This is a genomic window from Halomonas sabkhae (assembly GCF_030409265.1).
GTDB classification, from domain to species: domain Bacteria; phylum Pseudomonadota; class Gammaproteobacteria; order Pseudomonadales; family Halomonadaceae; genus Halomonas; species Halomonas halmophila.
In genome coordinates this window covers 205,789-217,655 of record NZ_JAUFPM010000006.1, presented here as the reverse complement: position 1 = coordinate 217,655, position 11,867 = coordinate 205,789, and the positions used below count along the sequence as shown (strand labels likewise).

At 65.4% G+C, this 11,867-nt stretch carries 12 protein-coding genes; 7 read left to right on the top strand and 5 right to left on the bottom strand.

What is annotated here, in order from left to right:
• Positions 1-7: 7 nt before the first annotated feature.
• Entirely contained in the window at positions 8-544 is a 537-nt protein-coding gene (locus QWY79_RS05580) for a YgjV family protein (protein ID WP_290270709.1), read from the bottom strand.
• Positions 545-605: 61 nt separating this feature from the next.
• Positions 606-2,255: an acyl-CoA dehydrogenase family protein gene (locus tag QWY79_RS05575; protein WP_290270707.1), complete on the bottom strand. Its 1,650-nt coding sequence runs from the start codon at positions 2,253-2,255 to the stop codon at positions 606-608.
• A 134-nt stretch (positions 2,256-2,389) separates the two neighbouring features.
• On the opposite strand from QWY79_RS05575, the gene QWY79_RS05570 reads away from it, so the two are divergent.
• Both QWY79_RS05570 and QWY79_RS05565 read left to right on the top strand, forming a co-directional pair.
• The gene (locus tag QWY79_RS05570; RefSeq protein ID WP_290270705.1) at positions 2,390-2,941 is read left to right on the top strand and encodes an NUDIX hydrolase; all 552 of its coding nucleotides are present in this window, start codon (positions 2,390-2,392) and stop codon (positions 2,939-2,941) included.
• 87 nt (positions 2,942-3,028) lie between these two features.
• The gene (locus QWY79_RS05565; protein WP_290270703.1) at positions 3,029-3,517 is read left to right on the top strand and encodes a glutathione peroxidase; all 489 of its coding nucleotides are present in this window, start codon (positions 3,029-3,031) and stop codon (positions 3,515-3,517) included.
• A 57-nt stretch (positions 3,518-3,574) separates the two neighbouring features.
• Here QWY79_RS05565 and QWY79_RS05560 read toward each other — a convergent pair whose 3' ends face one another.
• On the bottom strand, positions 3,575-5,611 hold the full coding sequence (locus QWY79_RS05560) for an NADH:flavin oxidoreductase (protein WP_290270853.1): 2,037 nt from the start codon (positions 5,609-5,611) through the stop codon (positions 3,575-3,577).
• 108 nt (positions 5,612-5,719) lie between these two features.
• Here QWY79_RS05560 and QWY79_RS05555 point away from each other — a divergent pair, with 108 nt between their 5' ends.
• Positions 5,720-6,544 carry a pyrroline-5-carboxylate reductase family protein gene (locus QWY79_RS05555; protein WP_290270701.1) on the top strand — a complete coding sequence of 275 codons (825 nt, stop codon included), beginning with the start codon at positions 5,720-5,722 and terminating at the stop codon, positions 6,542-6,544.
• 67 nt (positions 6,545-6,611) lie between these two features.
• On the opposite strand, the gene QWY79_RS05550 is transcribed toward QWY79_RS05555, so the two are convergent.
• On the bottom strand, positions 6,612-7,250 hold the full coding sequence (locus QWY79_RS05550) for a TetR/AcrR family transcriptional regulator (protein WP_290270699.1): 639 nt from the start codon (positions 7,248-7,250) through the stop codon (positions 6,612-6,614).
• A gap of 126 nt (positions 7,251-7,376) precedes the next feature.
• On the bottom strand, positions 7,377-7,766 hold the full coding sequence (locus tag QWY79_RS05545; protein ID WP_290270697.1) for a DUF7079 family protein: 390 nt from the start codon (positions 7,764-7,766) through the stop codon (positions 7,377-7,379).
• A gap of 222 nt (positions 7,767-7,988) precedes the next feature.
• On the opposite strand from QWY79_RS05545, the gene fabV reads away from it, so the two are divergent.
• From fabV to QWY79_RS05525, 4 genes are all read left to right on the top strand, one after another.
• Positions 7,989-9,185, top strand: a complete 1,197-nt coding sequence (fabV, locus tag QWY79_RS05540; protein ID WP_290270695.1) for an enoyl-ACP reductase FabV — start codon at positions 7,989-7,991, stop codon at positions 9,183-9,185.
• 18 nt (positions 9,186-9,203) lie between these two features.
• Positions 9,204-9,884: a DUF2959 domain-containing protein gene (locus QWY79_RS05535; protein ID WP_290270693.1), complete on the top strand. Its 681-nt coding sequence runs from the start codon at positions 9,204-9,206 to the stop codon at positions 9,882-9,884.
• Positions 9,874-10,854: a GlxA family transcriptional regulator gene (locus QWY79_RS05530; protein WP_290270851.1), complete on the top strand. Its 981-nt coding sequence runs from the start codon at positions 9,874-9,876 to the stop codon at positions 10,852-10,854. The genes QWY79_RS05535 and QWY79_RS05530 overlap by 11 nt, the downstream gene beginning before the upstream one ends.
• Before the next feature lie 72 nt (positions 10,855-10,926).
• On the top strand, positions 10,927-11,817 hold the full coding sequence (locus QWY79_RS05525) for a DMT family transporter (RefSeq protein ID WP_290270691.1): 891 nt from the start codon (positions 10,927-10,929) through the stop codon (positions 11,815-11,817).
• Positions 11,818-11,867: the final 50 nt, after the last annotated feature.

The window sequence follows — 11,867 nt, the reverse complement described above, 5'->3', positions numbered from 1 at the left end:
GTCCGCTTCAGGACGTCGGCTGGCGTTGGCTGTCGCGCCTGATGCGCAGGATGGTCACCACATTGGTGATGAAGATCAGGCCCTCGGCGATGCTGCCGCCGATCGAGCCGGCCAGCAGGTTGCTGATGACCCAGCAGAAGGCCGCCGCGGCGAGCATGATCCGCATGGCGATGCCGCGCAGCATGAACATGCCGTAGGTGCCCAGCAGGCCTGCCGCGAGCGCCGGTATATCGGCCGGCCCGTGCCAGGTCAGGGCGGCGATGAGCAGGGTGGCCAGCAGGATCGCGACCATGATGGCAGTATGGCCGGCATAGCGGCGTGCCAGGATGATGCGCAGGATGATCAGCGCCGAGATGCCCGAGGCCACCCAGCTCTCGAAGAGCGCGAACTGGACTGCAAAGGCCACATTGGCAAAGATCAGGATGACCAGCAGGCGGTCATCGCGCTTGCTGGAAAAGGCCACCAGACATAGTGCCAGGGCGGTCAGGCTGACGGCCTGGCCGAGCAGCCAGCGCAGACTTAGATCTTCCAGGGCAAACTCCATGACAGGCACCGTGTAGCGGGGAGGTCGGGTGGACGATGCCCACTCTATCACGTCCCGGGTGTTAGTCCTGGAGCCTGGCCAGGATGGCGTCCTCCGGGGCATCCGGGGGCAGGCTGCCGAATACCGGGCTGGCCTCGATCAGGCGCGAGCGGCAGAAGGTCTCGCCGACCTCGGCCGGCGCATGCTGCATCAGCAGGGCGCCCTGCAGGCACTGCGCCAGACTCTGGGTCAGCCGGCGGGCCTGGCGCTCCAGCGTCTCTGCCGGTGCCTCGAGCAGTTGAACGAGGGACTGCATGGCCGTGTCGAGCGCGGCCGAGGCGCCGCGTGCCTGCTCGAGCTCCTGACGCAGCGCCACCAGGGCTTCCGGGTGGCGCTGGAGCACGCGCAGCACGTCCAGGCAGATGACGTTGCCGGACCCTTCCCAGATCGAGTTGACCGGGGCTTCGCGATACAGGCGTGCCATGGGTGACTCTTCGACATAGCCGATGCCGCCCAGGCACTCCATGGCCTCGGCGAGAAAGCCCGGGGCGCGCTTGTTGTGCCAGTACTTGGCGAGTGCCGGCAGGAGCCGTGCCAGGGCCGCTTCGTGAGCATCTTGGCGCGCCGCACCGTCGAAGGCGCGTGCGCTGCGCAGGCACAGGGCCACGCCGGCCTCGACCTCCAGGGCCATGTCGGCCAGCAGGGTGCGCATCAGGGGCTGCTCGGCCAGACAGCGGCCGAAGGCCTGGCGCGTCTGCACATGCCGCCAGGCCTCGGAGAGCGCCTGACGCATCATGCCCACCGGGGCCGTGGCGGCATCCAGGCGCGTCTGCTGGACCATCGAAAGAATGGTGGCGATACCGCGTCCGGGCTCGCCGAGTGGCTCGGCCCAGGCATCGCGGTATTCGATTTCCGCGGAGGCATTGGCGCGATTGCCGCACTTGTCCTTGAGGCGCTGAATCTCGATGGCATTGCGCTCGTTATCCGGCGTGAAGCGCGGCACCAGAAAGCAACTCAGGCCTTCGTCGGTCTGCGCCAGGGTCAAGAAGGCATCCGACATGGGCGCACTGCAGAACCACTTGTGGCCATTGAGTCGCCAGCCATCTGCCGTCGTGCTGGCGTGGGTAGTATTGCTTCGCACGTCGCTGCCGCCCTGTTTCTCGGTCATGGCCATGCCGCAGGTCAGGGCGGCCTTGCGCTCGGCGGGTAACACTCGGGGGTCATGGTCCCAGCTCAGCAGGCCGGGCGACCAGCGCGCATGCAGGTCGGCCGAGTGTCGCAGTGCCGGGAAGGCCGCATGGGTCATGGTGATCGGACAGCAGAAGCCGGGCTCGGCCTGGGTCAGCAGATAGAGCGCCGCTACATGGGCCTGGTGGCCACCGCGGCCTTCTTCCTGCCAGGCGACGGCATGCCAGCCAGAATCCATGGCCAGGTGCATCAGCTCATGGTAGGCCGGGTGGTAATCGACCTCATCGAGGCGACGGCCATGGCGGTCGAAGAGTCGCAGCTCGGGCGGGTGGCGGTTGGCCGCGTCGCCGAGCCGGCGCACCGCCTCGCTGCCCGCGGCCCGGCCCAGCGGCGCCAGCCGCTCCATGACCCAGCTCGGCGCCTCGCGGGCCAGGGCGTCGCGCAGCGGCCTGTCCTGCGTCAGCAGGTCCTGGTCGCCGCTCGGCGGGGGCTGATTGTGCACCTCATGGCTGGCCAGGCGAGAGCGGGGGGCATGATCCGACATCACAGGCTCCAGTGGCGGGGTCCACTCTTCAGCATGGTGGGCGCGGACGGTGGGGTCAAAGGGCGCGGTCCGGTGTCAGTGACGGCCTGCGTGCGAGACGTTAGGCTGATAGCGTCGTCCGCGGAGAAATCGTCATGCCCCAGTATTCCGCCGGCCTGCCCGATGCACCGGCCGTTCAGCGTATTTCCGAGGAGCGCGTGCAGGTGGTCGATGCCCGCAATCGCCCCTGCGGCAGCGCCCCGCGAGCGACCATGCGGCGCTACCGGTTCTGGCATCGGGCCACCTATATCGTGGTGCGCAACGCTCGCGGTGAACTCTGTGTCCAGCGTCGCACGCTGTCCAAGGAGGTCTTTCCCGGCGGGATCGACCTGGCGGCCGGCGGCGTCGTCGGCGCCGGCGAGGCGGTCCACCGGGCGGCGCAACGCGAGCTGGCGGAGGAGCTCGGCATACATCGCGAACGCCTCAGGCACCAGCTGGAGTTCGTGCATGCGACGGGAGGCAACTTCATCTTCGGCAGTGCCTTCCTGGTCGATTACAGCGGCCCGCTGAGCCTGCAGGCCGAGGAGGTCGCCGAAGCCTTCTGGCTGCCGCCCGCGGAGGCGCTGGCGCTGGAAGGCGTAACACCGGATACCCGTCAGGTGGTCGAGGCGCTTGTCGCGGATGGCAGCTTGTATGCCGAGCCTTGAGCGCCGCGTTGTCACCTGTTGCGGGAAGGGGCTGGCGCCGGCCGGGTCGGCGTGGCATCGTGAAGTAACAGACAGCGAGCCCGAGCCATGAGCATTCACGATCATGATTGCCGCACGCACAGCGGCGAGCCCTTCAATCTAGGCGCCTTGCGTGGCCAGGTGCTGCTGGTCGTCAATGTGGCCAGCCGCTGCGGTTTTACCTCCCAGCTCGGCGAGCTGGAGCGCCTCTACCGTCGCCACCGCGACCGGGGCTTCACCATCCTGGCCTTTCCCTGCAACCAGTTCGGCCGACAGTCACCGGAATCCGCCCAGGGGTTCTGTTCCTTCGGCGAGCAGACCTACAGCGTCACCTTTCCGCTGATGGAAAAGGTGCGCGTCAATGGGCGCCATGCGCATCCTCTGTTCGTCGAACTCAAACGCGAGGCGCCCGGTGTGCTGGGTACCGGCGTCATCAAGTGGAACTTCACCAAGTTCCTGGTCGCCCGGGACGGGCGCGTGGTGCGCCGCTTTTCGCCGAAAACCCGCATCGCGGATCTGAACGAGGCGCTGGAGTCCATCCTGGATGAGCCCTGGTAGCCCGCGCATGAAGTCTGATGGGCCGTCGTTCACGGGCGTCGTGAACCCCTTGTGTAACTAGATGTCCTTGACCAGCCTGAGGGCGTCATAGATGGCGGCATGGGTGTTGCGCGACTCCACCGCATCGCCCAGGCGGAACAGCTGGAAGCCCCCTTCGGCATGGCGCACCACCGACTGCGGGTTGCCGGCGATCAGGTCGTCATAATCCACCTCGCCGCCATTCGACGCATGTTCCTTGAGCTCGAAGTACACATCGGCCATGGGCGTGATGCCGTAGTTGACCACCACCTGATCGACACGACGCTCATGATCCAGGTCCATGTAGTCACTGGTGATACGCGCCAGCAGCTCGCCATCCGCCCGTTCCACGGACTTGAGCCGGTAGGTGGGCGTGAAGGTTACATTGGGGCGTTGTAATTCGCGCATGTAGGGCACCAGGGTCATGGCCATGATCTCCGACGAGAAGGTTCGGTCGGGCGTCATGATCTCCACTTCGGCACCGGTGTGAGCGATGATCTCGGCCGCCTGCAGGGCGGCATGGTCACCGGCATCATCGAACAGCAGCACCTTGTTGCCCGGCGCAACGTGGCCCGAGAGGATATCCCAGGTGTTGACCACCAGCTGGTGGCCCTGGGTCGGCATGTTCTCGATGGGGTAGCCGCCGGTGGCCACGATCACCACGTCCGGGTTCTCCGCGAGCACTTCCTCGGCCTCGGCGAAGACGTTGTAGCGAATCGCCACGCCCAGCGCCTCGCAGCGCGACAGGCGCCAGTCGATGATACCCATCATGTCGCGTCGGCGTGGGCTCTGGGCGGTCAGGCGTATCTGGCCGCCGGCCTCGCTGGACGCCTCCAGCACCAGTACCTCGTGCCCGCGCTCTGCGGCCACTCTGGCGGCCTCCAGTCCCGCCGGACCGGCGCCGATGATGACCACCCGGCGGCGCTGATCGGCGGGTGGGATGGTATGCGGCATGGTGGTTTCACGCCCGGTGGCCGGGTTGTGAATGCAGTAGGCGGCGCCGCCCTGATAGATGCGGTCGAGGCAGTAGTTGGCACCGACACAGGGGCGAATTTCCGCCTCGCGATCTTCCGTCAGCTTCTGGACGATATGCGGGTCGGCCATGTGCGCCCGGGTCATGCCGATCATGTCGACCAGGCCGGAGGAAATGGCATGACGGGCTGTGGCGACATCCTGAATCTTGGCACCATGGAAGGTCGGGAAGTCGACCTGACGGCGGATCTCACCGGCAAAATCCAGATGGGGGGCACTGCGCATGCCCTGTACCGGGATGACATCGGTCAGGCCCGGGTCGGTATCGATGTGTCCGCGCACCACATTGAGGAAGTCGACCAGGCCACTGTCCTTGAGGCGCTGGGAGATGGTCATGCCGTCCTGCGGCGTCAGGCCACCCTCGAGCATCTCGTTGCCGGTATAGCGCAGGCCGACGATGAACGCCGGTCCCACCCGCTTGCGAATGGCCTCGAGCACTTCGAAAGTGAAGCGCAGTCGGTTGTCCAGACTGCCGCCATAAGGGCCCTCGAGGGTATTGGTCAGCGGCGACCAGAACTGATCCATCAGGTGGCCGTAGGCCTGCAGCTCGATACCGTCGAGCCCCGCCGCATGCATGCGTTCGGCGGCATCGGCGTAATCGCGGATCAGGCGTTCGATATCCCAGTCCTCGACCTGCTTGGGGTAGGCACGATGCGAGGCCTCGCGATGGTGCGAGGGCGAGACCGCCGGCAGCCAGTCACCCTTGTCCCAGCGCGTGCGCCGGCCCAGGTGGGTGAGCTGAATCATCACCGCCGTGCCGTGTTCATGGCAGGCATCCGTCAGCTCGCGCATCCAGGGCACGACCTCATCCTTGTAGGCCAGGATGTTGTTGAACACCGGCGGACTGTCCCTGGACACCGCCGCCGAACCGGCCGTCATGGTCAGGCCCAGGCCTGCCCTGGCGCGCTCGACGTGATAGGCACGATAGAGCTCCTTGGGCATGCCGTCTTCCGGGTAGGCCGGTTCATGGGACGTCATCATCAGACGGTTCTTGATGGTCAGGTTCTTGAGCTGAAACGGCTGCAGCAGCGGATCGGTGGCCACGGTCAGGCCCTCCATCTTGTTGTGTTCTTGACAACGTTAGAATCGCCTGTACATGATTGTCAATCATATGTTCATCGATGTACATAAAAGGCGTCGGAGGTGCTGCACATGCTGAAAGACCTGGTGGTTGGCGTGATTGGCGGGCAGGGCTGGGTAGGGCGATCCCTGGGGCTGGCGTTGCTCGAGCAGCGGTTGTTGGCACCCGAGCAACTGGTGGTGTCATCCCGTTCGGCACACACCGGTGCCTATGCCGATTGGCCCGGCGTGCGCTGTGTTCAGGATAACCGGCAGCTCGCTGACCTGGCGGATGTCATCGTGTTGTCGATTCGTCCACAGGATCTCGCGGATATCGACATCCCGGTCGGCGACAAGCTGGTGATATCGCTGCTGGCCATGGCCTCCCTGGATGCCGTCGCCGGCCAGCTCGGCACCCAGCGGGTGGTGCGGGCCATGCCCAATGCGGCCGCGGAAATCCAGCGTGGCTACTTTCCCTGGTATGCGTCACCGGCCATCAGTGACGGCGATCGCGGCATCGTGCAGGCGTTGCTGGAAAGCTGCGGCACGGCACGCGAGGTGTCGTCCGAAGACGCGATTGACTACCTGACGGCGGTGAGTGGTGCCGGGCCCGCCTATCCGGCCCTGCTGGCGCAGGCAATGCTGTCGCATGCTCGCCAGGCCGGGCTCGATGACGACATCGCCCGGGAAGCCGTGATGCAGACCCTGGTGGGCGGCAGCCTGTTGCTGGAACAGCAGGCGGCCGAGCCCGGCGAGATGGTCAAGCGCCTGGTGGATTATCAAGGCACCACCGCCGAGGGGCTGCGCACCATGATCGAGGGCGGCTTCGAGCGGGTCGTCCACGAGGGGCTGCAGGCGGCCTATCGAACCGCCAGGGGAGAATGCCCCGCGCGTGATGGCGAGTCCGACCACGAATGAAAGATAGCTGGGCGGCCATGCATGAAAGTCCCCGGCGGGCGAATTCATCCGGGCGGATGTCGGTCAGTCAGCTCGGGTCGGGTTGACAGCCGTGCCGGGCGTGGAAGCGTCGCAGGTCGCGGTCTTCCGGGTGATGACCAGTGAAAATCTCCACGTAGTAGGGCACGCGTTGCATGCGCAATGCCACCGACTCCTGACAGTTCATGGAGATGTAGCCGATCTGGGTCAGATAGATGCTGCGGCCGCGGACATTGGCCTCCTGGGGCGAGTAGCCGAAGCGTTCGAACATCTGCTTCAGGGCTTCGATACGTACTTCATCGGCCGCTTCAATATCCTGTGTGACGCCCGGTGACTGCAGGGCCCAACTGCGGATGGCGAATTCCAGCTGCGAGTCGAAGAGTTCAGGGTTCAGCCAGCAGTCGAAGACGTTGAGCGCGGCCTCGGTAATGGTCTCGGCATAGGCTTCTGTCTGGCCGACCAGCCCCCGCGTATTCGTCTCCCGCCAGCGCTCGATGAGGGCCTGCAGCAGCGCTTCCCGGTCCGTGAAGAACCAGTAGAAGCTGGTGCGCGAGAGCCCGAGGCGCTTGGCCAGCGGAAGAATCTTGACGCTGTCCACACCAGACTCGAGCAGTAGTTCGAAGGCGGCATTCAGCCAGGCTTCGCGTGAGCCTTTCCATTTGGTGGGACGCTGGTCGGTATCGGGCATCGAAGGGGCCTGGCGCGTTCGCAAGTGGAGAGCGTGGTCACAAGAGCCCTGCAGCCGTGCTCTGGATCAGTCGGCAAGTGTACACTGGTGTATTTTTCATGTACACGAAGAGGCCGCGAACCAGGTTTACTCCGGTGCTTCGCCCCGGGCGATCATCAGGCGCTCTATCAACTCGTTCCAGCGATGGCGGGTCATCAGGGTCGTCAGCCCGGAAAACAGCGCCCAGCTCTTGCGCCGCCAGCCCTTGAGCCGCAGGTTGTGTGCCACCAGCAGGCGCATCAACTTGTGGTCGTCGAAGTTGCGCCATTCGCTGGCCACCGACATCTGCTGGCGGGATAGCACCGGCGCGAGCTCCAGTCGAAACACCCACTCCAGCTCCCGGGTACTGAGGTCATGGCGTTCGATGACCTCGATCATGCGCGCGTAGTCGCTCTCCCTGGGCTCGCGCTCCAGCCACAGCGGCGCCAGGGCCAGCCATAATTCGCCACGTTCGTCGACGAGGGTCTGGGCATCCATGGCGGTCTCCTGCGAGGGTGATGAAGTATCGCTTCAGGACCTGCATGCTGCCCCAGCCGGCGGGCCGACTCAACCGGCGTTGCCCGGATCGTTTGACCAGGTACGCGGATGAGGGCGGACACTGCGGCCCAGTGGCGCTAGAATGGCGTGATCGAGCATTCAGCGCTGGAGCGTGCGTGGCGCGGCATCCGGCCAAACCGGCATTCAATGTAGAGGTCTGACGTGATCATCAAACCCAAGGTACGCGGTTTCATTTGCACCACCACTCACCCTGTCGGCTGCGAGCAGAACGTACGCGAACAGATCGAGGCAACTCGTGCGCGCGGTCTGGACAAGCAGGATGGCCCGAAGAAGGTCCTGGTCATCGGCGCGTCCAGTGGCTACGGGCTGGCGGCACGTATCACCGCCGCCTTCGGCTATGGCGCGGATACCCTGGGCGTGTTCTTCGAGAAGCCGGGCACCGAGAAGAAGCCGGGCACCGCAGGCTGGTACAACGCCGCGGCCTTCGACAAGTTCGCCAAGCAGGAGGGCCTCTACAGCAAGGCCATCAACGGCGATGCCTTTTCCCACGAAGCGCGCGACAAGGCCATCGAGCTGATCAAGCAGGACCTCGGCCAGGTCGATCTGGTGGTCTACTCGCTGGCCTCGCCGGTGCGCAAGCTGCCGGACAGCGGCGAGCTCAAGCGTTCGAGCCTCAAGCCGATCGGCGAGACCTACCACGCCACCGCCATCGACACCAACAAGGACGCTATCATCGAGGCAGAAGTTGAGCCGGCCACCGAGCAGGAAATCGCCGATACCCAGGCGGTGATGGGCGGTGAAGACTGGGAGCTGTGGATCGATGCGCTGGACAAGGCGGGCGTGCTGGCGCCGGGTGCCCGGTCGGTGGCCTTCAGTTACATCGGCACCGAGATCACCTGGCCGATCTACTGGCACGGTGCCCTGGGCAAGGCCAAGGAAGACCTGGATCGTGCCGCCAGCGAGATCGACAAGCGCCTCGGCGAGCAGGACGGTGGCGCCAACGTGGCGGTGCTGAAGTCCGTGGTGACCCAGGCCAGCGCGGCGATTCCGGTGATGCCGCTGTACATCGCCATGGTCTACAAGGTGATGAAGGAGCAGGGCCTGCACGAGGGCACCATCGACCAGCTCAATCGCCTGTTCGCTGAGCGCCTGTATGGCGGTGAGGCGGCGACCGATGAGGCCGGCCGCCTGCGCCTGGACGACTGGGAACTGCGCGACGACGTCCAGCAGGCCTGCAAGGCGCTGTGGGCCGAGGTCACCACCGACAACCTGTTCGACATCACCGATTACGCGGGCTACAAGCATGACTTCCTGAAGCTCTTCGGCTTCGAGCGTGACGACGTCGACTACGACGCGGACGTGGACCCGGTGCGCTCCTTCGACGTCGTCGAGCTCTGATCATTCGAGAGAGGCCAGATGATGCCCCGTATTCCGCTGAGGTCCTGTGCTGCATGGTTGCTGCCGCTTATCGCCGTGCTGCTGCTGACCGGGTGCCAGAGTGCCTATTACGGTGCCCTGGAAAAGGTCGGCATTCACAAGCGTGAGCTGATGGTGGATCGCGTCGAGGAAGGGCGCGATGCCCAGGTCGAGGCCGAACAGCAGTTCGCCTCGGCACTGGAGCAGTTCCGTGCCGTGGTGCGCGTGCCGGACAGCGAGCTGTCAGAGACCTATGAGCGCCTCGAAACCTCTCATGAGCGCAGCGAAGCCGCCGCCGAGCGCGTTCAATCGCGCATCGACGACATCGAGTCGGTCGCCGAGGCGCTGTTCGAGGAATGGGAAGACGAGCTCGACCTCTATCAGAGTGCCGAGTATCGCCGCCTCTCCGAGCAGCGCCTGCGCCAGACCCGCCAGCGATACGCGCAGATGCGCGATGCCATGCAGGAGGCCGCCGACAGCATGCAGCCGGTGCTGCTGGTCATGCGCGACAATGTCCTGCTGCTCAAGCACAACCTCAATGCCCGGGCAATCGGCGCATTGCGTGGCGAAGTCGATGGACTGGAGCGTGAAGTGGCGGCATTGCGTGAGCGCATGCAGGCGGCCATCTCGCGTTCCAATGCGTTCATCGAGACGCTGCACGATATCGATGATGGGCGTTGAGGAGGCCGGGTCTCCCTTTGCCAATGCCCTGACGCGACACGTGGGGATGGTGGTGCTGCCCGGCTTCTCGATGCTGGCCCAGGCCTGTGCCAGCGAGCCGCTGGATATCGCCAACCGGCTGGCCGGGCGGACGCTCTATCGGCTGTCGACCTTCGCCGTCGACGAGCGGCCGGTGGCCAGCGGCTCCGGCCAGACCCTGCTGCCCCAGTCGGCTGTCGGCGGTTCCGCCGCGTCTCTCGACCTGTTGCTGGTCTGCGCGCCCGGGCCGCTGGCCGGCAGTGTGCCCACCCACCTGCTCGATTGGCTGCAACGCCTGGCTGCGGCCCGCGTGGTATTGGGGGGCGTTGGGGGTGGCACGGAAGTGCTGGCACGCACCGGCGTACTGGACGGTTATCGCGCCACCTTGCCCTGGCCGCGCTTCGAGGCCTTCGCCCGGGACTATCCGCGGGTCCGGCTGTCTCAGCAGCTCTTCGAGATCGACCGCGACCGGCTGACCTGCGGTGGCGGTACCGCGGCCATGGACATGATGATGACCCTGGTCGGTCACCATCATGGCAACGAACTGGCCGAGCGCATCTCCGAGCACTTCGTGCTCGAGCGCATTCGCATGGGCGACGAGCCTCAGCAGGTGCCACTGCGCACCCGCCTGGGCCACGCGCCGCAGAGCCTGGTGGACGCCGTCTCGCTGATGGAATCCAACATCGAGGAGCCGCTGACGACCCATGAGCTGGCCGAACACCTGGGGATATCGCGGCGCCAGCTGGAGCGCCTGTTCAAGAAGTACCTGCAGGCGGTGCCGAGCCGCTATTACCTCAACCTGCGCCTGCAGAAGGCTCGGCGGTTGTTGCGCGACAGCGATCGACCGGCCGGTGACATCGCCCTGCAGACCGGCTTTTCCTCGGCGGCGCACTTCTCCACCGCCTATCGCAACCACTTCGGCATGACGCCGCGGGAAGAGCGGCTGACATGACAGCAGCCGGCAGTGGAGTGGGCCATACCCTGCCCCGGGGCCGGCTGACAAGGGCCTAATCGGAGATCCGGGATGCGTGCACTGCGACCTCATCTTTTCCTGTTGCTGGTGGTGGCGATCTTTTCCGGCAATATCCTGGTGGGCAAGGCACTGACCGAGCTGCCGCCGTTTACCATTTCGCTGGGGCGCGTCTTCATCGCCCTGCTGGTGGTGCTGCCGCTCGGCTTTCATCAGGCGCGTCGTGCCATGCCGGTCTTTCGCCGACATTGGCGGCCCCTGCTCGGGCTGGCGCTCACCGGCGTGGCCTTTTTCAATGCACTGATCTATGCCTCCCTGAAGTTCACCTCGCCGACCAATGTGGCGATTCTCGAGAGCCTGATTCCGGTGGCGACCCTGCTGTTCAGTGCCATCGTGTTCGGCGAGCGCTTTCGCTGGCTGCAATGGGGTGGCGTGGGGCTGTCCTTTGTCGGTGCCGTGCTGGTGATCATGTCGGGCAAGGCCAGCGTGGCCATGGCGGGTGGGCTCAACCCGGGGGATCTGATCATGCTGCTGTCGGTGATGATCTGGGTCGGCTACTCGATGCTCGTCAAGCGCTACATGGCACTGTTTCCGCGCTATGGCGGCCTGCTGGTGATGCTGGTCATTGCCAACCTGGCGCTGGCGCCGGTGGCCTTGCTCGAGGGCGCCTGGCAGGTATTACCCCAGCTTGCCGGCGACCAGGCACTGGGGCTTCTCTATCTGGGGATATTCCCCTCCGTGGTGGCGCTGCTGCTCTACAATCATGCGCTCGCCACCCTCGGTCCCACGGGCGCGGCGGTCTATCTGAATCTGCTGCCGGTATTCACCATGTTCGGCGCCTTCTGGTGGCTGGGTGACCCGATCCTGGCCACCGAGCTCCTGGGGGCCGTGGTGGTCGTGGTCGGTGTATGGTTCACCCTGGTGCCCCCGCGACCGGCTCGGTAGCAGCGTCCCGAAGGCCTGTCGTATTCGGCGCCAAAGGGTCTGGCGGGCCT

Excerpts from the sequence above, each read along its gene's own strand:
- QWY79_RS05545 (WP_290270697.1), bottom strand. The coding sequence starts at position 7,766 with ATGGATGCCCAGACCCTCGTCGACGAACGTGGCGAATTATGGCTGGCC.
- QWY79_RS05550 (WP_290270699.1), bottom strand. The coding sequence starts at position 7,250 with ATGCCCGATACCGACCAGCGTCCCACCAAATGGAAAGGCTCACGCGAA.
- QWY79_RS05565 (WP_290270703.1), top strand. The coding sequence starts at position 3,029 with ATGAGCATTCACGATCATGATTGCCGCACGCACAGCGGCGAGCCCTTC.
- QWY79_RS05535 (WP_290270693.1), top strand. The coding sequence starts at position 9,204 with ATGATGCCCCGTATTCCGCTGAGGTCCTGTGCTGCATGGTTGCTGCCG.
- QWY79_RS05575 (WP_290270707.1), bottom strand. The coding sequence starts at position 2,255 with ATGTCGGATCATGCCCCCCGCTCTCGCCTGGCCAGCCATGAGGTGCAC.
- QWY79_RS05570 (WP_290270705.1), top strand. The coding sequence starts at position 2,390 with ATGCCCCAGTATTCCGCCGGCCTGCCCGATGCACCGGCCGTTCAGCGT.
- QWY79_RS05580 (WP_290270709.1), bottom strand. The coding sequence starts at position 544 with ATGGAGTTTGCCCTGGAAGATCTAAGTCTGCGCTGGCTGCTCGGCCAG.
- QWY79_RS05525 (WP_290270691.1), top strand. The coding sequence starts at position 10,927 with ATGCGTGCACTGCGACCTCATCTTTTCCTGTTGCTGGTGGTGGCGATC.
- QWY79_RS05530 (WP_290270851.1), top strand. The coding sequence starts at position 9,874 with ATGGGCGTTGAGGAGGCCGGGTCTCCCTTTGCCAATGCCCTGACGCGA.
- QWY79_RS05555 (WP_290270701.1), top strand. The coding sequence starts at position 5,720 with ATGCTGAAAGACCTGGTGGTTGGCGTGATTGGCGGGCAGGGCTGGGTA.